This window comes from Patulibacter brassicae, assembly GCF_033949425.1.
Taxonomy (GTDB): domain Bacteria; phylum Actinomycetota; class Thermoleophilia; order Solirubrobacterales; family Solirubrobacteraceae; genus Patulibacter; species Patulibacter brassicae.
Genome location: NZ_JAXAVX010000017.1, coordinates 32,249 through 53,927 on the forward strand (window position 1 = coordinate 32,249; position 21,679 = coordinate 53,927).

The 21,679-nt window shown below is 76.7% G+C and carries 22 protein-coding genes and 1 pseudogene; 18 read left to right on the top strand and 5 right to left on the bottom strand.

Going from position 1 to position 21,679, the window contains the following annotated elements; all coding sequences use genetic code 11:
• Window positions 1-120 precede the first annotated feature (120 nt).
• The 9 genes from SK069_RS18705 to SK069_RS18745 all read left to right on the top strand — a co-directional run bounded on the left by SK069_RS18705 (window position 121) and on the right by SK069_RS18745 (window position 8,932).
• Window positions 121-438 carry a hypothetical protein gene (locus SK069_RS18705; protein ID WP_319955783.1) on the top strand — a complete coding sequence of 106 codons (318 nt, stop codon included), beginning with the start codon at window positions 121-123 and terminating at the stop codon, window positions 436-438.
• Window positions 439-952: 514 nt separating this feature from the next.
• Window positions 953-2,200, top strand: a complete 1,248-nt coding sequence (locus SK069_RS18710) for a hypothetical protein (protein WP_319955784.1) — start codon at window positions 953-955, stop codon at window positions 2,198-2,200.
• Between the two features lie 5 nt (window positions 2,201-2,205).
• Window positions 2,206-3,288, top strand: a complete 1,083-nt coding sequence (locus SK069_RS18715) for a hypothetical protein (protein WP_319955785.1) — start codon at window positions 2,206-2,208, stop codon at window positions 3,286-3,288.
• Window positions 3,289-3,311: 23 nt separating this feature from the next.
• The gene (locus SK069_RS18720) at window positions 3,312-3,683 is read left to right on the top strand and encodes a copper resistance CopC family protein (RefSeq protein ID WP_319955786.1); all 372 of its coding nucleotides are present in this window, start codon (window positions 3,312-3,314) and stop codon (window positions 3,681-3,683) included.
• The gene (locus tag SK069_RS18725; RefSeq protein WP_319955787.1) at window positions 3,680-4,330 is read left to right on the top strand and encodes a DUF1775 domain-containing protein; all 651 of its coding nucleotides are present in this window, start codon (window positions 3,680-3,682) and stop codon (window positions 4,328-4,330) included. Before SK069_RS18720 ends, SK069_RS18725 begins: the two co-directional genes overlap by 4 nt.
• A 6-nt stretch (window positions 4,331-4,336) precedes the next feature.
• Window positions 4,337-6,304, top strand: a complete 1,968-nt coding sequence (locus SK069_RS18730; protein ID WP_319955788.1) for a copper resistance CopC/CopD family protein — start codon at window positions 4,337-4,339, stop codon at window positions 6,302-6,304.
• Window positions 6,305-6,342: 38 nt separating this feature from the next.
• Window positions 6,343-6,984, top strand: coding sequence for an iron transporter (locus tag SK069_RS18735; RefSeq protein WP_319955789.1), 642 nt, complete (start codon window positions 6,343-6,345; stop codon window positions 6,982-6,984).
• Entirely contained in the window at window positions 6,963-8,252 is a 1,290-nt protein-coding gene (locus SK069_RS18740) for a DUF7405 family protein (protein ID WP_319955790.1), read from the top strand. Before SK069_RS18735 ends, SK069_RS18740 begins: the two co-directional genes overlap by 22 nt.
• 248 nt (window positions 8,253-8,500) lie before the next feature.
• Window positions 8,501-8,932 (top strand): hypothetical protein, encoded by a 432-nt coding sequence (locus SK069_RS18745; RefSeq protein WP_319955791.1) that lies wholly within the window; start codon window positions 8,501-8,503, stop codon window positions 8,930-8,932.
• 452 nt (window positions 8,933-9,384) lie between these two features.
• Here SK069_RS18745 and SK069_RS18750 read toward each other — a convergent pair whose 3' ends face one another.
• The 4 genes from SK069_RS18750 to SK069_RS18765 form a co-directional block, all read right to left on the bottom strand.
• Window positions 9,385-10,251, bottom strand: a complete 867-nt coding sequence (locus SK069_RS18750) for a metal ABC transporter permease (RefSeq protein ID WP_319955792.1) — start codon at window positions 10,249-10,251, stop codon at window positions 9,385-9,387.
• Window positions 10,252-10,300: 49 nt separating this feature from the next.
• A complete protein-coding gene (locus SK069_RS18755) occupies window positions 10,301-11,065 on the bottom strand; it encodes a metal ABC transporter ATP-binding protein (protein WP_319955793.1) in 765 nt (254 codons plus the stop codon).
• A gap of 106 nt (window positions 11,066-11,171) precedes the next feature.
• Window positions 11,172-12,071, bottom strand: a complete 900-nt coding sequence (locus SK069_RS18760) for a metal ABC transporter substrate-binding protein (protein WP_319955794.1) — start codon at window positions 12,069-12,071, stop codon at window positions 11,172-11,174.
• A 254-nt stretch (window positions 12,072-12,325) separates the two neighbouring features.
• Complete coding sequence (locus SK069_RS18765; RefSeq protein ID WP_319955795.1) at window positions 12,326-12,931, bottom strand: TetR/AcrR family transcriptional regulator; 606 nt, start codon at window positions 12,929-12,931, stop codon at window positions 12,326-12,328.
• A 125-nt stretch (window positions 12,932-13,056) separates the two neighbouring features.
• Between SK069_RS18765 and polX the strand changes: the two genes are divergently transcribed.
• Window positions 13,057-14,787, top strand: a complete 1,731-nt coding sequence (gene polX / locus SK069_RS18770) for a DNA polymerase/3'-5' exonuclease PolX (protein WP_319955796.1) — start codon at window positions 13,057-13,059, stop codon at window positions 14,785-14,787.
• A 6-nt stretch (window positions 14,788-14,793) separates the two neighbouring features.
• On the opposite strand, the gene SK069_RS18775 is transcribed toward polX, so the two are convergent.
• Window positions 14,794-15,234, bottom strand: a complete 441-nt coding sequence (locus SK069_RS18775; protein ID WP_319955797.1) for a helix-turn-helix transcriptional regulator — start codon at window positions 15,232-15,234, stop codon at window positions 14,794-14,796.
• Window positions 15,235-15,508: 274 nt separating this feature from the next.
• Here SK069_RS18775 and SK069_RS18780 point away from each other — a divergent pair, with 274 nt between their 5' ends.
• From SK069_RS18780 to SK069_RS18815, 8 genes and pseudogenes are all read left to right on the top strand, one after another.
• Entirely contained in the window at window positions 15,509-16,132 is a 624-nt protein-coding gene (locus tag SK069_RS18780; protein WP_319955798.1) for a hypothetical protein, read from the top strand.
• Complete coding sequence (locus SK069_RS18785; RefSeq protein ID WP_319955799.1) at window positions 16,129-16,833, top strand: response regulator; 705 nt, start codon at window positions 16,129-16,131, stop codon at window positions 16,831-16,833. Before SK069_RS18780 ends, SK069_RS18785 begins: the two co-directional genes overlap by 4 nt.
• A gap of 219 nt (window positions 16,834-17,052) precedes the next feature.
• On the top strand, window positions 17,053-17,841 hold the full coding sequence (locus SK069_RS18790) for an enoyl-CoA hydratase/isomerase family protein (protein WP_319955800.1): 789 nt from the start codon (window positions 17,053-17,055) through the stop codon (window positions 17,839-17,841).
• A 198-nt stretch (window positions 17,842-18,039) separates the two neighbouring features.
• Window positions 18,040-19,215, top strand: a complete 1,176-nt coding sequence (locus SK069_RS18795; RefSeq protein WP_319955801.1) for a CaiB/BaiF CoA transferase family protein — start codon at window positions 18,040-18,042, stop codon at window positions 19,213-19,215.
• Window positions 19,216-19,218: 3 nt separating this feature from the next.
• Entirely contained in the window at window positions 19,219-19,950 is a 732-nt protein-coding gene (locus SK069_RS18800) for an Abi-alpha family protein (RefSeq protein ID WP_319955802.1), read from the top strand.
• Window positions 19,947-20,378 carry a hypothetical protein gene (locus SK069_RS18805; protein ID WP_319955803.1) on the top strand — a complete coding sequence of 144 codons (432 nt, stop codon included), beginning with the start codon at window positions 19,947-19,949 and terminating at the stop codon, window positions 20,376-20,378. The genes SK069_RS18800 and SK069_RS18805 overlap by 4 nt, the downstream gene beginning before the upstream one ends.
• Before the next feature lie 22 nt (window positions 20,379-20,400).
• Window positions 20,401-20,775, top strand: a pseudogene (locus tag SK069_RS18810) (acyl-CoA dehydrogenase family protein); the annotation flags it as partial.
• Window positions 20,776-20,949: 174 nt separating this feature from the next.
• Window positions 20,950-21,447 carry a hypothetical protein gene (locus SK069_RS18815; protein WP_319955804.1) on the top strand — a complete coding sequence of 166 codons (498 nt, stop codon included), beginning with the start codon at window positions 20,950-20,952 and terminating at the stop codon, window positions 21,445-21,447.
• The last annotated feature ends 232 nt before the right edge of the window (window positions 21,448-21,679 follow it).

Genomic DNA, 21,679 nt, shown 5'->3' on the forward strand with positions numbered 1-21,679 from the left:
GTGCGGGGGCCGCCGGACAGGTGCAGCCTAGGGCACGCGGGGCGACCCGTCCCCCGCGAAATACGAAAAGCGGATCAGGACCCCAACTTTGCGCGGGGTCCTCTAGAGTGCGCGGCGTCGATGGGCGCGCCACGCCACATCACCCGGGCCCTCGCCCTCCTCGCGCTCGTGACGCTAATAGTCGCGGTGGCCGCGGCGTCGCCCTCGGTGGCGCTCGTCCTCGCCCCGGCGCTCCTGCTCTTCGGCGCGCTCGTCGTCGGGGTCTTCCCCGGTGAGGAGGCGCTCGCCCGCGCCCGCTCGCGGCGCCGGCACCGCCGGGTGCGCGCGCCGCGACGGATCGCGCGTCCCGTCCTCGCGCGCCTCGTCCGGCCCGCCGGCCGGACCTTCGCGTTCGCGCTCGCGATGCGCCCGCCACCGGCGGCGCTCGCGCACCGCTGAGCCTGGATCGCCGTCGTGGTCCGGCGTCGCCGTTCGTCGCCCTGGGGCGGCGTCCGCTGCGCGCCGGCTCCTCGGTGAGGGCCGCTCCCGCCGGGTCTCGCGACCCGCGGCGAGCGGACCCATGCGGTCCGCGCCGGCCGTCCTAGTGACGCCGGTCGGCGGTGCGCCCGTCCCGGGCCGAGCCCGGGTCCCGTGGTCGTCGGTCCGTCGCGCCTGCGCGCGCCGGATCGGGGTCGCTGCGTCGCGCCGCCGTGCGCGCCCGGCCGCCGTGACCCCGTGACCCGTGACTCGCCGGCCGTGCGCGGTCGGCGCTGCTCGGCACGCCGACCGTGCCCGCGCTCCCGGAGGAGCGCCGTGCGCCGCGCGGCACCGACCGCGGCCGGGGGAGGCCTCTCCCCGCCGGCCGACGGACCGGTCGTCGCCGTGCGACGCAGGCGCTCCTCCGGCGTGGCAGGCCGCGACGGCCGGCCCGGGAGGACGACGACCGCCCCACCGACGACCCGAGGAGGGCCCCGTGCCCCCAGCCACCACCGGTCCGCCCGGACCGGACGTCCACCCGCCGGACGGCGCCCGCGCGCGCTCGCTCCCGGCGACCACCACGATCCTCGCGACCGGCGTCCTCGCCGCCCTCGCGCTCGCCGTGCCCGCGCAGGCGGCGCCGCCCGCCCCGTGCGGCGGCACCCCGCAGATCACCGACGCCCGCGGCGACGGCCACCACGCGAACACCGACGTCACGGCCGCCTGGCTGTCGGAGGACGCCGGCCGGCTGCAGGCCGTCGTCCAGGTCGCGCAGGGCGTCTGGGCGCCCGCCCACGACGACTCCGACGCGGCGGGCTTCGCGCTGCTGTTCCGGATCGGCGGCGCGGACCCGATCCGCTACGTCCGGGCCGAGGCGCTGCGCGACGGCACCCTGCGCTACGACCACGGCACGTGGACGAGCGCCGGCGGGTTCGCCTCCCAGGGCGCGACGACCGGCTCCGCGACGAGCGGCCCGGACGGCGCCGTGACGATCGACGTCCCCGCGGCCACCGGGGCGGTCGCCGGCGCACGCGTCACCGGGCCGTTCGCGCTGACCTACGACGGGATCACCGGTGCCGCCGCGCACTGGGTCGATCGCGCCCCCGGCGGCACGAGCCCGGACACGACCGAGACGGGAGCCGACGTCCTCGTCGGCTCCTGCACGCCCGGGGCGCCCGGACCCGGAGGCGATCCCGGCACGCCGGGCGGGACCGCCGGGCCGCCGGCGACCGCGGCGGTGGCCCTGACGGCGCCCTCCCGGATCACCGGGGAGCGCACGGTGAAGCTCACCGGCAAGGCGACGCCCGGCCGCGCCGGGGTCCCCGTCGCCGTGACGGTCACGCCGACGCGCGGCCGTGCGCGCACGGTCACCACGACGACGCGCGCCACCGGCGCCTGGGCGCTGCGCGTCCGGCTCGCCGAGACGAGCACCGTCCGGGCCGACGTCGAGGGCGTCGGGTCGCAGACGCGGACGGTCACCGTCCGCGCCCGCGTCCGGATCACCACCGTGACCCGGCGCAGCGGTCGGCGCGTCGTCGTGCGCGGCACCGTCTCGCCGCGGCTGCCCGGCCGCGTGCTCCTGCTCCCGGCCGACGACGTGCGTCCCGTGGCCACCGCCCGCCCTGCGACGGGCCGCTTCACCCTCCGCCTGCGGCGTCCCCCGCAGGGCCGCTACCAGGCCGTCTTCCTCCCGTCCGGCGAGCGCGCCGAGCGGGCCACCTCGAACACCCGAACGATCCGATGACCGCCATGACGCACCGCCGCACCCTGCTCGCCACCGCCGGCCTCCTCGGCCTCGGCGCCCTCGCCCTCCCGGCGGCGGCCGCCGCCCACCCGTCGGTCTACGAGACGAGCGCCCGCGTCGCCGTCACGCCGGCGACCGATCCGCCGACCTTCACCGACCAGGTCCGCTACGTCGTGGCGAACCACGGCTACACGTACGTGCTGCGCGAGAGCAACGGCACGACGACCGGGGGCGTCGTCAACTACGCGAAGGCCCCGAGCGCGCTGCGCAGCACCCCCGGCTACGACGTCCTGACCTACAGCACGCCGAGCGCGGTCACCGGCGCCCAGGCGCACGCGACCTGCGACGTCCCCGCGCTGACCGACCCGGCCGCGATCCGGGCCTGGCAGGGCACCGACCCCTTCTACGCCTACGTGCCGTTCCAACGGGGCAGCGCGGGCCTCGAGGACCACCCCGCCGACTGGCTGGCGGTCGTGCAGGCCCGCACCGGGGTCGACCTGACCCAGGTCGCCGACACGGACGCGGCCCGCGAGGCGGCGTGCGAGGCGCTGCCGGGCGCCACGGCCGGCTCCTACGTCCCGGCCGACGCCACCCAGACGACGATCGCCGCCTTCAACTCGGGTCTCGTCGCCGACACGATCGCCGCGACGGAGGGCCCGCTGAAGGCCCAGATCGCGACCTTCGAGCAGCGGGTCGCGGAGCTCGACGCGGCGCGCCGCGCGGCCGAGGCACGCGCGGCCGCGGCCGCGGCCCGGGCGCCGATCGCGAAGCCGATCGCGGCGACGCTCGCCGCCGCGACGGTCACGCCGACGCGCATCGCGACGCGCGGCCTGCCGGTGACCGTCACCGGTCCGGCCGGCCAGCACGTCCGCGTCCGCGCGACCGTCACGCGGGCCGTCGCGCGGAAGCTCCGGCTGCCGTCGACCGTCCTCGGCTCGAAGGCCGCCGTCCTCGGCGGCGCCGGCACCGCGACGGTGACGGTGAAGCCCGGCAGGGCCGCCGGCACGCGGCTGCGCAGGGCGACCACGAAGGTCCCCGTCCGCCTCGACGTCGTCACCGGCTCCGTCACCGCGACGGTCGCCCGCTGATCCCCCACCGACAGGAGCACCCCATGCGCACCACCACCCGCTGGTCGGCCGCCGCGCTGGCCACGATCGCGTCGCTCGCCCTCGCGACCGCCGCCCAGGCGCACACCGAGGTCGCGTCGACGAGCCCCCGGAGCGGCAGGACCGCCTCGACCGCGACCCGCTCGGTGACCGTGACGTTCACCGGGCAGATCCGGCGCGGCACGCTCTCCGTCACCCGCGCGGGCCGCAAGGTCTCGCGCGGGTCCGGCGGGGTCGACCCCCGCTCGGTGAAGCGCCTGCGCGTCGCGCTGGGCTCGCGGCTGAAGGCCGGGCGCTACGTCGCGCGCTGGTCGATCGTCGCCGCCGACGGCCACCGCCAGAGCGGCACGTTCCGCTTCCGGCTGGCGCGGCGATGAGCGGACGGACCCTCCGCCGGCTGCTGGTCGGGACGGCGAGCCTCGCGCTCGCCGTCCCGGCGGTCGCCGACGCCCACATCCAGGTCCGGCCGGCGACGGCCGCGCCCGACGACCCGGCCGAGTTCACCGTCCTCGTCCCGAGCGAGCGCGACGCGCACACGACGACGGTCGACCTGAAGCTCCCGCCGGGGCTGCTGCCGTTCGCCTACGGCGACGCGCCGGGCTGGAAGCGGCGCCTCGTCACCGCCCCGAACGGCGCCGTCGAGCGGATCGTCTGGACCGGCCGGCTCGCGACGGACGGGTACGCGACGCTCCGCTTCCTCGCGAGCACGCCCGAGCGGCCGACGACCCTCACCTGGAAGGCGCTCCAGCGCTACGACGACGGCACCGTCGCCCGCTGGATCGGCTCGCCCGACAGCGAGAGCCCCGCCCCGGTGACGCGCGTCCTGGCCGGCGCGGCACGGCAGAACGCGGGCGGTGAGGGGGAGGACGCGGACGCCGCGACGCCGACCGCGGCGCCCGCTGCCGCGCCCACCGCCGCCGCGGACGACGACGGCGGGGACGATCTCGCGCTGGTCCTCGCGATCGTCGCGCTCGTCGTCGCCCTCGGCGGGACCGCCCTCGCCCTCCGTCGTCGGAGCGCCTGAGCCGCCGTGCCCCGCCCCGTCCCGCCGTCGCCGCGCCGCCTCCTGCGGGCGCTGCTCCCGCTGCTCGTCGTCGCCCTGGCGCTCCCCGCGTCGGCATCGGCGCACGCCCAGCTCGAGGGCAGCGTCCCGGTCGGCGGCACCGTCGTCGCGCAGCCACCCGCGACGGTCGAGTTCCGCTTCAGCGAGCCGGTGCAGAGCACCGACGACGCGGTCCAGGTGCTCGCCCCGGACGGCGACCGGGTCGGCGCGGGCGCGCCGTTCCATCCCGATGGCGACCGGAAGCGCCTCGCCGTCCGGCTCGCCGGCGACCTGCCGCAGGGCAGCTACACCGCCACCTACCGCGTGACCTCGGCCGACGGGCACCCGATCGCCAACGGGATCGTCTTCTCGATCGGCCGGGCGTCGGCGACCGGCACGTCGGTCGCCGACGCGCTGAAGGGCGCCGAGTCGGGGCCGGTCACCCGCACGGCGTTCGCCGTCGTGCGCGCGCTGCAGTACCTCGCGATCGCGCTCGGCGTCGGGGCCCTGCTCGTCGTGCTGCTCGTGCTGCGACCGGTCGGCCTCGGCGGGGGCGGGCGCCGCGGCCGGCAGGTCGTCGTCGCGGGCGCGGTCGTCGGTGCCCTGAGCGCCGCCGCGGGAACGATCCTCCAGGGCGCGGAGATCGCCGGAACGTCGTTCTGGGGGGCGCTGTCACCCGGCACGATCGGCGACGCGCTCGGCACGCGGTTCGGCCTCGTGTGGGCGATCGCCGCGGGCGCCTGGGTGCTCGTCGGCGTCCTGTCGGGGCGCGTTCCCGCGCTGCGCGGGCCGGTCGTCGACCCGCCGGCCGTCGCGGACGAGGCGGCGTTCGCGACGTCGGCGTCGGGCGTGGCCGCCGCGGCGGTGCCCGCGTCCGCGGTGGTCCGGGCTCCGGCGGACTTCGTCGTCGACGCGCGCGCCGGGGGGCCCGGCGGTCGTCCTGCGGCGGTGGTCGTCGCGCTGGCCGGCGCCTGGATCCTGCTGCTGCCGAGCCTCGCCGGTCACGCCGCGACGATCTCGCCGCGCGGCGTCCTCTTCGCCTCCCTCCTGCTGCACGTCGTCGCGATGGCCGTCTGGGTCGGCGGCCTCGTGCTGCTGGCCGCCGCGGTGCCCGCGACGCTGCGCGACCTGCCGTCGGCGGCCCGCGCCGACCGGCTCGCGTCCGCGGCCGAGCGGTTCTCGCGGATCGCGATCTGGGCCGTGCTCGCCGTCGCGGTCAGCGGCGCCGTCCAGGGCTACGTGCTCGTCCGCGAGCCGTCGGCGCTGCTGGACACCGCGCACGGGCGGGCCGTGCTCATCAAGACGCTGCTGATCTGCGCGATCGCGGCCCTCGCCACGCGCAACCACCGCCGGACCGTTCCGGCCCTGCGCGCCGCGGCGCCCAGGCAGGCGTCCGTACCCGCGGCCGACGCCCCCGCGCTCGCCGACGCGCCGGCCGCGGCAACCGGCGGCACCACGACGGCCGGCGGCCGCGACGTGGCCGCCGGCGACGACGATCCGGCCGCGCCGGTCGTGGCCGGGCGCCTGCGCCGCCTCGTCCGCGCGGAGCTCGCGCTGCTGCTCGCGGTCTTCGCCGCGACCGGCGCGCTCTCCACCGAGCAGCCGGCGGTCGCGATCCCGCCCGGGCCCGTCACCGTCGAGCGCGACCTCGGCCCGCTGCGCGCCCGAGTCGAGATCGCGCCCGCGCGCGTCGGCACGAACCGCGTCCGGATCACGCTGCGCGACGCCGCCGGGCGCCCCTTCCCCGACGCGCGCAGCGTCGACCTGGCCGAGCGCCCGCCGGAGCGCGGCGCCGCCGCGCTGCAGCAGACCGCCAGCCCGACCGGCGCGCCGGGCGAGCTGGCCGTCGACGCGCTGCCCTTCCCGAGCCCCGGGCGCTGGAGCGTCGTGCTGACGGTCCGCGTGTCCGAGTTCGACCAGTACGACGCCCGCTTCGACCTCGAGGTCCGCCGATGAGCGACGCGACCTCCTCGCACCCGACCCGAAGGACCACGATGCCCTCCTCCGCCACCGCCCGCCGCGTCTCGACCACCGCCGCGTTCCTCGTCCTCGCCGCCGGCCTCGGCGCATGCGGCGACGACGCCGGCACGAGCGTCGAGGGCTCCGGCTCCGCGACGACGACCGCCGCGACCGGCGGCCACGACGGCCACGCGGGGTCGGGGCACGGGGGATCCGACACGACGGCGACGGGGGGCGACGCGCACGCGATGACGCGTTTGGGCGAGACCACCGCCGGCGACCGGAAGGTCGAGCTCGACGTCAGCGCCCCGGTGACGTTCGCCGTCTCCGAGGGCGAGCGGTTCGTCCGCCATGCGCCGCGCAAGGGCGAGAACGCGCACGTCATGCTCGTGCTGACCGACGCCCAGAGCGGGGACCGGCTGCCGGACGCGTCGATCACCCTGCGGATCGTCGACGCCGCCGGCAAGGTCGTCGCGTCCGGACCGCAGTACCCGATGACCGGGCTGGGGATGGGCATCCACTACGGCGACAACGTCGCGATCCCGAAGGCCGGGAAGTACGTGGCGCAGCTCGTGATCGGCCCGCCGCGGATCGGGCGCCACAGCGACGTCGTCGACCGCTGGAACGAGACGGTGCGGGCGAGCATCCCGTTCACGTGGAAGGGCAGCGCGCGTTGACCCGCGGACCCGACGCCGCGCGGCGCCCCCGGACTGGCCTGACGCGCCGCCGGCTCCTGCTCGGCGGCGGCGCGGCCGGCGTCGCGGGCGCGGGGGCGGCCGCGGCCGCGCTGACCGGCGGCGACGACGCCTCGCCGGTCGCGCTGCCGCCGCTGTCCGCCGGCGAGCCGCGCCAGCACGCGTGGGACGCGACGCTGCGGCGCGACGCGCACGACAACGTCCTGGCGCCCCGGTTCCACCGGCTCCTGCTCTGCGACCTCGTCGCCGACCCGACGCCCGCGCGGGCCCGGGCCGCCGAGGCGGGGCTGCGCCGGCTCGAGCGCGCGCTGCCGCGGAGCGCCGCGGGCGTGCTCGTCGTCGTCGGCTGGGGCCCGGCGTGGTTCCGCCGGATCGGCGTCGCGTCGCCGGTGCCGAGGGCGCGGGCGCTGAGCCCGACGGAGGCCCCGGCGATCGACGACCCCGTCGCGATCGTCCACCTGGCCGCCGATGACGAGGCGCGGCTGGACCGCGTCGAGCGCGCGCTGCTGCACGGCGGGACGCTGCGCGGGGCGCGCGGGTCGGTGTCCCTCACGGACCTGCTGCGGGTCCGCGCCCGCCGCACCGGCTTCGTCGGCGCGGGGCTGCCGCGGGCCCGCCAGCGCGACGTCGTCGGCCTCCCGGGCGACCGCGCCATCGACCGGGACGCGCCGCTGTACATGGGCTTCCAGTCCGGCCTGCGCCGCAACCAGGCGACGGAGGACGACGTGACGATCGCCGAGGGCCCGTGGCGCGGCGGCACGACGATGCACGTCTCCACGATCGAGCTGACGCTCGACACCTGGTACCACGGGGTCGACCAGGCCGGGCGGGTGCGGCGGATGTTCGCCGCCGACGCCACGCCGCAGGACCTGGAGCGGCGCCCGGACGGGATCGCGAACCCCGTCCGCGACCTGCGGGACGTCGCCCGCCGCCGGGGCGTCGTCGGGCACGCGGAGTCGATGGCGTCGGTCCGCCGCGACGACCGGCCGATCATCCTGCGGCGCGACTTCGACAGCCGGGACGGCGACGCGGCGCAGGTGCACTTCGTCGCCCTGCAGCGGTCGATCGAGGACTTCGAGCGCACGCGCCGGGCGATGAACGCCGCCCGCGCGATCGACGCCTCGGCCGGCGTGGGCGCCCAGGTCAACAACGGGATCAACGAGTGGCTCAACGTGACCGCCCGCGGCAACTACCTCGTCCCGCCGCGCGCGCGACGCACGTGCCCGGGCCTGCCGGGGTGGTCGGCGTGACCGCCCCGCGTGTCCCGCGAGCGACGCCCCTCCAAGGGCCTCCCCGGGCGGTCCCCCCGAGCGGGTGCCCCGCCCGCAGCGCCGCCCCCTTCGGGGAGACCCGTGCGCGCGGGGGGTCCCCCGTCGCTGCCGCCGGGGTCCGTCGCCACCGGACGGGGAGCGCGGCGGCGGTCCTGGCGGCGCTCTGCCTGCTGCTCGCGTGGCCCGCGGGCGTGGTCGCCCACGGCGGGACGTTGCTGGGCAGCGCCGTGACGGGCCCGTACCGGACCCAGCTCACCGGCCAGCTGCTCCCGGACGGGGCCCCGGGCGGCGGTCGGGCCTTCGACCTCACCGCCTACGTCACCGACGCGGCGTCGGGCGCCGACGCGACCGTCGACGTCCGCACGACGATCTGGCTCGACGGCCGCCCCGTCCGCGGCACGGTCCACCGGATCGCCGGCGGCTACGAGGCGGTCGTCCCCGTCCCCGACGGCGCGACGATCGGCCGCCAGCGGATCGTCGTCGACGTCTCCGGCGCCCGCGGCAGCGGCCGGCTGGAGATCGCCCCGATCGAGGACGGCGGCCCGCCGGCGGCGCTCCTCGCGATCACCGCCGTCGCGCTCGCCGCCCTCGTGGCGCTGGCGGTCGTCGCGCGTCGCCGGCGGCTCCCGGCCGACGAGGACCCGGACGACCGCGCGTAGGCCCCGGGCCGCCGAGGTCGGCCGCGCGTCGTCCCCCGACCCGTCGCTTCCGGTGGCCGACGGGTCGCGGTGCTGCCGCGCCGCGCCGGGGCTCGCGATCGGCCTCGTCGGGGCCGGGCGCAGGGAGCTTCCACCGGTGCGGCCTCGGTCTCCGGGGTCCGGCGCCCACCGCTCCTGAGAGACAGGCGGTGGCGTCATGCCGCACCCGGGTTCCGGGGCTCGCCGCACAGGGTTCCCGACCCTTCCGGCGGCGCTTGCGGACGGCGTCGGCCTCCGGACCCCGACGCACACGGCTTCCGTGCCCCAGGGGGTGCGTGCGTCCCGCCCCGACTCGTGGGGCTGGACGCACGTCGCTCCCGTGACGTCGGGTGGTCCGTGCGGCCGTCCCCGGTCCGACCGGCACGCCGGACCGACCCGGCGACGGTCCGCGACGCCGCGCCCGGAGGAGCGGATCAGGCTGGCGCGGGCAACGGCTCGCGCCGGTCGCGCCGGCTGCGCAGCAGCCCGCGCGGGCCGAGCAGGTACGCCAGGACGAACTGCAGGGTCAGGACGACGACGATCGCCCCGCCGGTCGACGCGTCGGCGTAGTAGCTCGCGTAGACGCCGACGACGCAGGCGGCGGCGCTGCCCGCCGCGGCGATGAGCAGCATCCGGTCGAACCGGTCCGTCAGCAGGTAGGCCGTGGCGCCCGGGGTGATGAGCATCGCCACGACGAGGACGATGCCCACGGCTTGGAGGGCGACGATCACCGTCAGCGCGAGCGCGCCGAGCAGCAGCGCCTCGAGCCGGCGCGGCGACAGGCCGATCGCGTGGGCGTGCGTCGGGTCGAAGGCGTAGAGGACGAGGTCCTTGCGGCGGTGGAGCAGCGCGCCGAGCGCCACGATCCCGATCCCGACCGCCTGCGCGATGTCGCCGTCGCTGACGCCGAGGACGTTGCCGAAGAGGATGTGGAAGAGGTCGATCTCCGACGGGATGACGCTCACGAGCACGAGCCCGAGCGCGAACAGGCCGGTGAAGACGATGCCGATCGCGGCGTCCTCCTTCACCCGGCTCGTCCGGTTCAGCCCGCCGATCAGCGCGACCGCGCCGGCGCCGAAGACGAACGCGCCGATCGCGAACGGCGCACCGGCGACGTAGCTCAGCACCACCCCGGGCAGCACGGCGTGGGAGACGGCGTCGCCCATGAGCGACCAGCCCAGCAGGGTGAGCCAGCACGAGAGGACCGCGCAGACGAGGCCGCAGGCGAGCGCGACGACCAACGCCCGCTGCATGAAGGCGTACTCGAGCGGGTCGATCAGCCAGTTGATGACGTCGCTCATCGGGCGCCTCCGGGCGTGTTCGGGGTCGGTGCGGGACCGGCGAGGCGGCTCATGCCGCGAGCTCCTCGGGACGCAGGGCCTCGGCCGGCACGAAGCCGCCGAAGGCCTCCGCCAGCGGGCCGGGGCGCAGGGTGTCGGCCGGCGCGCCCTGGGCGACGATCCGGCGGTTCAGCAGGGCGACGCGGTCGCACAGCGCGGGCACGGCGACGAGGTCGTGGGTCGACACGAGGACCGTGCGCCCCTCGGCGGCGAGGGCGCGCAGCAGCGCGGTGATCGTCGCCTCGCTGCGCTTGTCGACGCCGCCGAACGGCTCGTCGAGCAGCAGCAGCTCGGCGCCTTGCGCCAGGCCGCGGGCGACGAACGCGCGCTTGCGCTGACCTCCCGAGAGCGCCCCGATCTGCCGGTCGGCGAGGTCGGTCAGCTCGACGCGCTCGAGCGCCTGCTCGACGACGTCGCGATCCTCGGGGCGCAGCCGCCGCTGCATCCCCAGGCGTCCGTAGCGGCCCATCGCGACGACCTCGCGCACCGACACGGGGAACTGCCAGTCGACGTCCTCGCTCTGCGGGGCGTAGGCGACGCGGGCGCGCCGGCGCGCGTCGGCCGAGGTGCCGCCGAACAGCGCGACGGTCCCCGAGGTCGGCTTCACGAGCCCCATCAGCGCCTTGAAGAGCGTCGACTTGCCGGACCCGTTCATGCCGATGAGGCCGTGGACGAGACCCGGCTCGATCTCGAGGTCGACGCCCTCCAGCGCCGACGTGCGGCCGTAGCGGACGTGCAGCCCCTCGACGCGGACGGCGGGGACGATGGTGCTCATCGGAGCCTCCTGGTGGGTGCGGGACGGGGCGCCTGCGGCGTCGGGTCGGGATCGATCGGCCTCGCCCGAGGGACCGCGCGAGCGCCCTGGTGCAGCTCGGCCGCGCTCATCGGCGTGCGTCGCGGTCGGGGGCGAGGCCGGCGGCGATCGTCTCGGCGTCGTGGCGCAGCAGGTCGAGGTACGTCGGGACCGGGCCGTCGGGACCGGTGAGCGAGTCGACGTAGAGCGTCCCGGCGAGCCGCGATCCGCCCTCGCGGGCGACCTGCTCCATGCCCTCGGGGCTCTGGGTCGACTCGCAGAAGACGCCCGGGACCTTCGAGCGGCGGACGGTGCGGATCGTGCGCGCGATCTGCTGGGGCGTCGACTGGCGCTCCGCGTTCACCGGCCAGATGTACGCCTCGCGCAGGCCGAGGTCGCGGGCCATGTACGAGAACGCGCCCTCGCAGGTGACGAGCAGGCGCTGATCCGCGGGCACGCGCGCGAGCGCGGTCTTCACGCGGTCGCCGACCGCGCGGATCCGGGCGACGTAGCGCGCGGCGTTGCGGCGGTAGGCGGTCGCCCCGGCGGGGTCGAGCTCGGTCAGCGCGCGGCGGATGTTGTCGACGTAGATCGCGGCGTTGTCGATCGACGTCCACGCGTGCGGGTTCGGCTTGCCCGCGTACTCGTCGCTGGCGATGTTGATCGGCTCGATGCCCTCGCTGACGGTGACGCTCCGGGTCCGGGCGGGGCCGATGAACTGCTCGAACCAGCGCTCGAGGTTCAGCCCGTTCTCGAGCACGAGGTCGGCACCGGCGGCCTTGCGCAGGTCGCGCGGCGTCGGCTCGTAGCCGTGGATCTCGGCGCCGGGGCGCGTCAGCGACTCGACCTGGACGCGGTCGCCCGCGACCTCGCGGGTCATGTCGGCGATGACGGTGAAGGTCGTGAGGACCTTCAGCTCGCCGTCGTCGCGCGGGTCGCCGCAGCCGCTGACGACCAGCCCGGCCGCGAGCAGCCCGGCGAGCGCCACGGCCCGTGAACGAGCCCCTCGCGTCCGAAGTTGAAGCACGCCAAAAAATCTATCAGGCCGCCAAACTCTGAGTCTCACCGTGCGTCAACGCGTGCCGCGCACCGCCGCGCCGGCGGCCCGACGCTGCCCACCCGGCCCCGCGGACCGCAGCTGCGCGTCGCGCGGGGCGGGTGTGCGCCCGGCGTCGCGCGGCCGCGCACGACGCAGGGCGGCGCGGGTCGAGCCGGGCGCGGCGGAGGCCGTCGCGCGCCGCCTCAGCGGGCGTCGAGCGTCGCGCGCAGCGCGTCGTCGAGCACGCGGTAGGCGCGGTCGACGTCGATGATCCCGGCGAGCAGCGAGGGCGCCAGGCCGTCGATCACGGTGGTGAGGAAGAGGGACGCACGCCCGGGCTGCACCCGGCCGTCGATCGACCCGTCCGCCCGACCGGCGTCGACGAGTCGCGCGGCATGCTCGATCCAGGCCTGCTGCCGCGCGCGGACCGCCGCGTGCACGCCCGGCGAGAACGTCGCGTGGGTCCAGAGCTGGTGCCAGAGCTCGAGCCCGTCGCCGGGGCGCTCGTCGGCGGCGATACAGCCGCGGAGGAAGGCCTCGAGTCGCTGACGCCCGCTGCCGGCGCCGTCCGCGGCGGCGTCCAGCGCCTCGAGGGATCGCTCGTCGGCGCGCACGAACGCCTCGAGGATCAGCTCCTCGCGCGAGCGGAAGTGGGTGGAGACGAGCGGCTGCGAGACCCCCGCCTCGTCGGCGACGTCGCGTATGCGGAACGCGTGCAGGCCGCGCGCGACGATCACCCGGGCGGCGGCGTCCAGGATCTCGGCGCGCCGCTCCGCGTGGCTCAGGCGTTGTCGACCGGACTCTGGCACCGGCGGAGTATGGACCGGCGCGCGGCCCTTGACGACCCCTGCAGGAGATCTCACCCCCCGCTCACCCGATCGGCCTCCGCCGACCGGGGGAGCCGCCGGGCGATCGTGGGTACCGTGAGCCGAGGATGGCCGACGCGAAGGACCCCTCGAACGCCGCGATCGCCGACCTGCTCGACGAGCTCGGCGACCTCTACGAGCTCGACGGGGCGGTCGTGCACCGCGTGCTCGCCTACCGCAACGGGGCGAAGGCGGTCCGCGAGGCGCCGCGCGCCGTCGCCGCGATGGTCCGCGCCGGCACGGTGACCGAGCTGCCCGGGATCGGCGCGACCCTCGAGGAGAAGCTCCAGGCGCTGCTGACGACCGGCAGCATCCCGGCGCTCGAGAAGCTCCGCGGCAAGCTCCCGGCCGGGCTGCTGCAGATCACGCGCCTGCCGGGCCTGGGGCCGAAGCGCGCCCGCAAGCTCCACGACGCGCTCGGCGTCGACGGCCCGGTGGCGCTGCGCGACGCGATCGCCGCGCACCGGGTCCGCGAGCTGCCCGGCTTCGGCGCGAAGAGCGAGGAGCGGCTGCTCGCCGCCCTCGACGCCGCCGGCGACGACCTCGCGGGACCGGAGCGACACCGACTGGACCGCGCGCTGCAGGTCGGCGAGGCGCTCGTCGCCGCGCTGCGCGAGGTGCCGGGCGTGGACCGGGTCGAGCTGGCCGGCTCGGCGCGCCGCCGCGCGGACACGGTGAAGGACCTCGACGTCATCGCCACCGCGGAGGACCCGGCGGCGCTGCTGGCGGCGTTCCGCTCCTCCGACCTCATCGCGGACGTCGAGCGCGGGGGCGAGGCCGGCGCCCACGGCACGACCCAGACCGGCATCGGCGTCGACCTGCGCGTCGTGGCGCCCGACCAGTTCGGCAACCTCCTGCAGCACTTCACCGGCTCGAAGGCCCACAACGTGGCGATCCGCGAGGCGGCGGTGAAGCGCGGGCTGCACGTCTCGGAGTACGGAATCCTCGACGACGCGACCGGGGAGAGCGAGCGGTTCGCGCGCGAGGAGGACGTCTACGCGCGGCTCGGGCTGCCGTGGATCCCGCCCGAGCTGCGGGAGGATCGCGGCGAGCTGCGGCTCACGGAGGTGCCGCGGCTCGTCGAGCCCGGTGATCTGCGCGGCGACCTCCACATGCACACCACCGCCAGCGACGGCACGGCGAGCGTGCGCGAGATGGCGCTCGCCGCGCGCGACCGCGGCCTGGAGTACGTCGCGATCACCGACCACTCGGCGAGCCACGGCTTCGGCAACGCCGTCTCGGCCGACCGCCTGCGCGAGCTCATCGCCGAGGTCCGCGCGGTCGACGACGAGCTCGACGGCATCACCGTGCTCGCCGGCAGCGAGGTGAACATCGGGACCGACGGCGCGCTCGACTACCCCGACGAGCTGCTCGTCGAGCTCGACTGGGTCGTCGCATCCGTGCACACCGCCTTCACGAGCGACCCGACCCGCCGGATCGTCGCGGCGTGCGAGCACCCGCTCGTCGACGTCATCGGCCACCCGACGGGACGCAAGCTCGGCCAGCGCACCGGGTACGAGCTCGATCTCGACCGCGTCGTCGAGGCGGCGCGCGGCTCCGGCACGTTCCTCGAGATCAACGGCTCGCCGGCCCGGCGCGATCTGCACGACGTCCACGCGCGCGCGGCGCGCGACGCCGGCGTCCTGCTCTGCATCGACTCCGACGCGCACCGCACCGAGACGCTGGAGAACACGCTCTGGGGGGTGATGACCGCCCGGCGCGCGTGGCTCACGGCGCAGGACGTCGCGAACACCCGCCCGTGGCCGGAGCTCCGCGCGCTGCGCAAGGGCGGCCGCTGAGTCTGATCAGCCGGCCGACGACGACGGGTCGGCGGGCGGGAGGTGCCCCTGGGCCCGGGCGACCGCGACGGCCTCGGCCCGCGTGCGCACCCCGAGCCGGCGGTACAGGCGCCAGACGTGCGTCTTCACGGTGTTGCGGCTGAGGAACAGCTCGCCGCCGATCTCGCTCAGCGTCAGGTCGGTCCCGAGCAGGACGAGCACCCGCCGCTCGGCGTCGGTCGGCGCGGAGCCGCGGAGCTCGTCGAGGACCTCGTGCGTCCCGGCGGCGCGCGCCGCCGCGCGGGTGACCTCGGAGAGCAGCGCCTGAGCGCGCACGAGCAGGGCGGTCGCGCGCGCCGGCTCGCCCGTCCGCAGCGCGTCGCGCGCGTCCTCGAGGAGCGCCGTCGCCCGGTCGTAGCCCGGCGCGATCGGCCCGGGGGCCGCCGGCGCGGTCGGCCGGTCGAGCACCGTGCCCGAGGGGCTCGACGCCGACGGCCGCGCGTCCCGTCGGCGTCCGCTGGCCGGCGCGACGCGCGACCGGGGCGGTCCCGGTGCGCGGCGGTGGTGGACGACGGGTGGGACGCTGGGCATCGGGGAGACGGCTCGGGACTCGCCGTCGACGCAGCCTCCCGCCGCGACCGCGCCCGGTCGGGGTAACGAGCAGCGCCCGCGCACGAAACCGCGTTCCACGGGTCCCCGCCCACCGGGGCACTCTGGGAGACTCGGGACGACCCGCGTGCGCGTGCCGCCCGACCCACTCCCGGGGGAGCCGCTGCTCCCCGAGCCGGACGACGCGGCGCGCGAGACGCTCGGCCGGGTCGTCGCCGGCCTGCGCGAGCAGGCGCACGAGCACGGGAACCGCCTGCATGGGGTGGCGGGGCTGCTCGCGCTGGACGACGTCGCGGCGGCGCGCCGGGCGCTGGAGGAGCAGGCGCGCGAGCAGCACGAGCGCTTCGAGGCGATCACGTCCCGCGTGGCCGTGCCCGAGCTCGTGGGCGTCCTCGTGGCGACGAGCGTCGTGGCGGCGCGCCGCGGGATCCGCGTGACGCTCGAGGACGCCGTGGCGCTCGACGCGCTGCCCGACGGGCTCGACGCGCTGGCCGTCGCCACGGTCCTCGGCCGGCTCGTCGACGACGCGTGCGCGGCGGTCGCGTCCCTGGCCGAGGACCGGCGGTGGGTGCGGGTCGGCGTCGCGGTCGCCGACGACGCCGTCCGGCTCGTGGTCGTCGACGGGCGCCTGCCCGACCCCGCGCTCCGGCGCCGCTGGACGACCGACCGCCGGCGCCGCGGCCGTGGCGCGACCGTCCGCGTGCAGCACGACGTCGAGCCCAGCGCCACGACGACGACGGCCCTGGTGCGCCGATGACGGAGCCGTGGCGGACGCTCATCGTCGAGGACGACCCCGTCGTGGCCGACGTCCAGCGGCGGCTCGTGGACCGCAGCGCCGGCTTCGCGACGGTCGGCATCGCCCCGACGACGGCGGACGCCCGCAGGCTGCTCGCGCTGAAGCGGCCGCAGCTCGTCCTCCTGGACCTCGGCCTGCCCGACGGCGACGGCCTCGAGCTCCTGCGCGCGATGCGGCGCGCCGATCGGCCGGTCGAGGTCGTCGCGATCACCGCTGCCCGCGACCGCGCGACCGTGCGCGACTGCATGCACCTCGGCGTCGTCGACTACCTCGTGAAGCCCTTCGCGCCCGAGCGGCTGCAGGAGGCGCTCGTGCGGTTCCGCGACCGGATGGTCACGCTCCGCGCGACGGAGCTCGACCAGGACGGGATCGATGCGGTCGCCGGCACTCGGGGCATACCCGACCTCCTGCCGCGGGACCTCTCCGGGGACACGCTCGACGAGGTCCGCGGCCTGCTGCGGGGCCTGGCCCCGGAGGAGGCGCTCACCGCCGGTGACGTGGCCGCGGCGCTCGGACTGCACCGCGTCACGGCGCGGCGGTACCTCGAGTACCTCGTGACGCTCCAGGAGGTCGACGCGGAGGCGCTCGCCGTCGGCCCGGGGCGCCCGCGCAAGACGTACCGCCTGCGGGACCTCCCGGGCGCGGGCGGCGCCCCCGCCTGAGTCCGGCTGCGGTCCGGAGCACCTCGCGAGCAGGCCCGGGGTTCGACCTTCACGGCGCGGCCGTCCTTCGGGGAGGCGTTCCGCGTTGCGCGATCCGGAGCCGATGGCTCGGGATGCGGCCCGCCGTCGCTGTGGAGGCCTCGCCGGGCGCCCATGGCCCGGGAGGCCCGGCCCGTCTCCGGCGCCGTACCGCGCGCGGCTCCGGAGTACGGTTCGGGCATGAGCGATCCCGTCACCCTCGCCGTCGACGCGGGGGTCGCCCGCCTGACCCTCGCCCGCCCGGAGACCGGCAACGCGATCGACCCGCCGCTCGCCGCGTCGCTGCGCGCGCACGCCGAGGCCCTCGGTGACCGCGACGACGTCCGCGCCGTCCTGCTCACCGGCGAGGGCAAGCGCTTCTGCGTCGGCGGCGACCTCGGGTACTTCGTCGGAGCCGAGGACGTCGGCGCCGCGCTCCACGCGCTGGCGACCGAGCTGCACCAGGCGATCCTCGCGCTCCAGGCGCTCGACGCGCCGCTCGTCGTCGCGGTCCAGGGCGCGGCGGCCGGCGCGGGCCTGAGCCTCGTCGCGGGCGCCGACCTCGCGGTCGCCGGCCAGGGCGCGAAGCTCGCGATGGCCTACACCGCCGCCGGCCTCTCGCCGGACGGCGGCGCGACGTGGTTCCTGCCGCGGATCATCGGGACCCGTCGCACCGCCGAGCTCGCGCTGACGAACCGGCCGCTGAGCGCCGCGGAGGCGCTCGAGATCGGCCTGCTGACCCGCGTCGTCCCCGACGACGAGGTCGGCGCCGCCGGCGAGGAGCTGGCGACGCGGATCGCCGCCGGCCCGACCGCCGCGCTGGGCACCGTCAAGCGCCTGCTCGCGCGCTCGAGCGCGAACGACCTGGCGACGCACCTCGCCGCGGAGGCCGACGGCATCGCGGCCGCGGCCGCCGGCCCCGACGGGCGCGAGGGCGTCGCGGCGTTCCTCGAGAAGCGCCGCCCGGCCTTCACCGGCCGCCGCGACTGACCCGGGCGCATCCCGTCGCGGCGCGGGATGGTCGCGGTGCGGTTCGGGCACCTTCCCGGTCCGGCCGGGTGGTCGCCGCCGGGGCGCCCGTGACGCCCTGTCGGAGCGTCGCTACGCTTCGCGCCCTGGCCGCCTGGCCAGGATCGCGACCGGCGCCGCGCGACCGCGACGACGGGCCCCACGGACCGAGGATCAGACGTGAGCACCGACGCCCCCACGAACGCCCCGCTGGCCGGGGTCCGGATCATCGAGCTGGCCGGCATCGGCCCCGGCCCCTTCGCGGGCATGATGCTCGCCGACATGGGCGCGGAGGTCATCCGCATCGACCGTCCGGGTGGCAACCCGCTGGGCGAGTTCGGGCACAGCGCCATGTTCCGCAGCCGCCGGTCGATCGCCGTCGACCTGAAGAAGCCCGAGGGCGTCGAGACGATCCTCCGCCTCTGCGAGGGTGCCGACGCGATCTACGAGGGCTACCGCCCCGGCGTCGCGGAGCGCCTCGGCGTCGGCCCGGAGCAGTGCCAGGGCCGCAACCCGAAGCTCGTCTACGGCCGCATGACCGGCTGGGGCCAGGACGGCCCGTGGGCGCAGCGCGCCGGCCACGACATCAACTACATCGCGCTGACCGGCGCGCTGCACGCGATCGGCCGTCGCGGCGAGGGGCCCGTCGTCCCGCTGAACCTCGTCGGCGACTTCGGCGGGGGCGGCATGCTCCTGGCCTACGGCCTCGTGTGCGGGATCCTGCAGGCGCGCGTCAGCGGCAAGGGCCAGGTCGTCGACGCGGCGATGGTCGACGGTGCGGGTGCGCTCATGGCGATGTTCCACTCGCTTCGCGCGATCGGCGCCTTCTCGCCCGAGCGCGGGACCGGCATGCTCGACGGCGGCGCGCACTTCTACGACGTGTTCCGCACGAAGGACGACCGCTGGGTCTCGATCGGGGCGATCGAGCCCCAGTTCTACGCCGAGCTCTGCGACCGCCTCGAGCTCGACGACGACCTGCGCCAGAACGAGATGACCGCCGACCGCTGGCCGGAGCTCAAGGAGAAGGTCGCGGCCGTCGTGGCGACCCACACCCGCGACGAGCTCGACGCGATCTTCGCGGGGTCCGACGCCTGCTACGCCCCGGTGCTGGAGCTCGGCGAGGTCCACGAGCACGAGCACATGGCCGCGCGCGGGGCGCTCGTCGAGGTGAACGGCGAGCGCCAGCCCGCGCCCGCCCCGCGCTTCGACGGCGCGCCTCCGACGGTGCCCACGCCGATCGCCAAGCCCGGGACGCACACCCGCGACACGCTGCTCGACGCCGGGTTCAGCGCCGCGGAGGTCGACGCGCTGCGCGACGCCGGCGCGGTGACGCAGCTGGAGCCGGCGACGGCCTGACCCGTGGCACGGGCGTTCGATCGCTGGGCGTCGCTGGACCCGCTGGGCGTCATGCCGCGCGTCGTGCGCGCCGCGCGCGTGGTGCCGGGCGTCGAGCTCGCCGAGCGCGGGCTCGACGAGCTCGAGCGCCGCGCGCTGCTCGGCCTGCGCCGCCGGCTCGACCAGATCGCGCTGCCGGCCCCGACCGCCACCGCGCCGGAGCGCCGCGCCGAGGCTCCGCCCGCCCCGGACCCGGCGCCCGCTCGCGCGTCCGTCGTCCCGCCGCCGACGGGCGACGAGCTCGTCCGCTCCCGCCTGGACGAGCTGCTCGAGCACGCCGTCAACGACTCGACCGCGCAGAGCCGCGACCAGCTGCACGCCGCGATCGTGCGGGCGCTCGTGCCCGACGAGGCGCGGATCCTCTCGGCGCTCGCGGGCGGTCGCCGGTTCGCGCTGCTCCACGTCGCCGAGCCGAGCGGCCGGATCGTGCTCGAGAACGCGTCGTCGGTCGGGCGCGCCGCCGGCGTCGCGCTCGTCGACCGCGTGCCGCTCTACGTGACGCGGTTGCGGAACATGGACCTCGTCGTCGAGGGCCCCGAGGACCTCGCGCTGAAGGACGACTACCCGGTGATCCTCACCGAGGCGCCCGTCCAGGAGGCGCGGCGACGGGCGGCCGGTCGTCGCCCGGCGAAGATCCTCCGGCGCACGCTCGCGATCTCGCCGCTCGGGCGCGAGATCTGGCAGGCCGGGCGATGAGCGCCCTGCCGCTGGCCGTCTTCGATCACCCCTTCTGGGTCTACGTGGCCCTCCCGCTGATGGGCGCGCTCGTCGGCTGGGGGACGAAGATCGTCGCGCGGGAGATGATGTTCCGGCCGCTCGAGTTCCGCGGCCTGCGGGACCCGTGGCTCGGCTGGCAGGGGCAGGTCCCGCGGCGCGCGTCGAAGATGGCGGCGATCGCGACCGAGACGCTCGTCGGGAAGATCTTCACCGCGCGCGACCTCATCGACCAGGTCGACGCCGACGACCTGGCCCGGCAGCTCGAGGGCCCGCTGAACGAGGCCGTCGACGAGATCGTCCGCGAGGTCGTCGAGTCCTACCGCCCGGGCGCGTGGGACGCGCTGCCCCCCGCCGTGCGCCAGGCGACGCTGACCCGCGCCCACGGCCAGGCGAAGAGGCCCAGGTAGCGCTTGGGCTTCTGCGGCGAGAAGATCATACACGAAGGAGCGCAATGCCTTCGGGCAGTCCGTCGCGTCCTTTCAGGCGTCAAGGTTCGCCCTTGCGGAGATGGCCACGGAGGTGGAGATCGCGACCCATTACTGCGACCAGGCGGTCCTTGCCCTCAACCACGGGACGCTCACGCCGGTCGACGCCGCGATGGCGAAGTGGTGGACAACAGAACTTCAAGGTCGCGTCGTCGACCGTTGCCTGCAGCTGCACGGAGGGTACGGCTACATGTTGGAGTACCCGATCGCGCGGTTCTACACCGATTCGCGCATCTCGCGGATCTACGGCGGTACGACCGAGATCATGAAGGAGATCGTCGGTCGAGACATCGTCGGCCGCGAGCTTCGGGCGCTCTGAGGCCAGCGAGCGGATCTCGAACCACCGAACCGCATGGTGCGCAGAACGCAAGGGACGCGCGCGAGCAGTCCGACCAGTCCTGCTCGTTCGGACGTTCACGACCTGGGGAGCCAAGAGAGATACAACGAACGGTGGCGTCCGCCCGTGGATGACCGGCCTGCCAGGGCCCGCGCGATGCGCGAGTGCCTGCGTCCGGCCACCTACGCCGAGATCGCCGCAGCGATCGGTGTGTCGGAGACCACCGCGCACCGATGGGCCGTCGCGCCGGTCACGCCATCGACGCGTCAACCGCGCCGCGTACTGATGTGCGCCCGGTGCGCCGGTCCCGGATCGAGGGTCTATGTCCGTTGTCGCCTCTGCCGGTCGGTCCTCCGGCACGCGGCGAGCGCGCGCAGGATTACGGCCCTGATCGCCGACGGTACCGAGCCGCGCGCTGCCGCGCTGCGTCGGGCCGACCGTGGGCTCGGCGAGATCAAGGTCGAGCTCCTTCTCCGGCAGATGCGCGCGACGGGCGTGCTGCCCGCTGGCCGCACCGGCCCACGAGACCTCGCGCACCCGACGATCGTCCGGGCACTCGTCGAGGGCCGCCGTCCGAACACCGACGGAACGACGGCGGCGCAGCGCGAGGCCGCCACCATGGCCGCCGGCTGCATCCTCGCCGCGCGGGACTGATTTCGAGCGGCCCGACAGCACGGGCACGGACCGCCTTTCAGGCATAACACGGACCGAACCGTGACAGACCGTTGACAGTGCGTAGAATCGCGCCTCGTCGTGCGGAGGTTCGTCACACGAATCGTCCACAGTGCGCCCGGTGCCGGGTGCCGCGAGTAGGAGAATCATGGTCGTCCAACCCCCTAGCGCGGCACCTAAGCCGCCGTCGAGCCCGTCCGCGCCACCCTTCGGC

Bases quoted from the DNA above. Each gene is read 5' to 3' on its own strand.
- SK069_RS18705 (WP_319955783.1), top strand. From the start codon at position 121: ATGGGCGCGCCACGCCACATCACCCGGGCCCTCGCCCTCCTCGCGCTC.
- SK069_RS18715 (WP_319955785.1), top strand. From the start codon at position 2,206: ATGACGCACCGCCGCACCCTGCTCGCCACCGCCGGCCTCCTCGGCCTC.
- SK069_RS18720 (WP_319955786.1), top strand. From the start codon at position 3,312: ATGCGCACCACCACCCGCTGGTCGGCCGCCGCGCTGGCCACGATCGCG.
- SK069_RS18725 (WP_319955787.1), top strand. From the start codon at position 3,680: ATGAGCGGACGGACCCTCCGCCGGCTGCTGGTCGGGACGGCGAGCCTC.
- SK069_RS18735 (WP_319955789.1), top strand. From the start codon at position 6,343: ATGCCCTCCTCCGCCACCGCCCGCCGCGTCTCGACCACCGCCGCGTTC.
- SK069_RS18750 (WP_319955792.1), bottom strand. From the start codon at position 10,251: ATGAGCGACGTCATCAACTGGCTGATCGACCCGCTCGAGTACGCCTTC.
- SK069_RS18755 (WP_319955793.1), bottom strand. From the start codon at position 11,065: ATGAGCACCATCGTCCCCGCCGTCCGCGTCGAGGGGCTGCACGTCCGC.
- polX (WP_319955796.1), top strand. From the start codon at position 13,057: ATGGCCGACGCGAAGGACCCCTCGAACGCCGCGATCGCCGACCTGCTC.
- SK069_RS18785 (WP_319955799.1), top strand. From the start codon at position 16,129: ATGACGGAGCCGTGGCGGACGCTCATCGTCGAGGACGACCCCGTCGTG.
- SK069_RS18790 (WP_319955800.1), top strand. From the start codon at position 17,053: ATGAGCGATCCCGTCACCCTCGCCGTCGACGCGGGGGTCGCCCGCCTG.
- SK069_RS18805 (WP_319955803.1), top strand. From the start codon at position 19,947: ATGAGCGCCCTGCCGCTGGCCGTCTTCGATCACCCCTTCTGGGTCTAC.
- SK069_RS18815 (WP_319955804.1), top strand. From the start codon at position 20,950: ATGCGCGAGTGCCTGCGTCCGGCCACCTACGCCGAGATCGCCGCAGCG.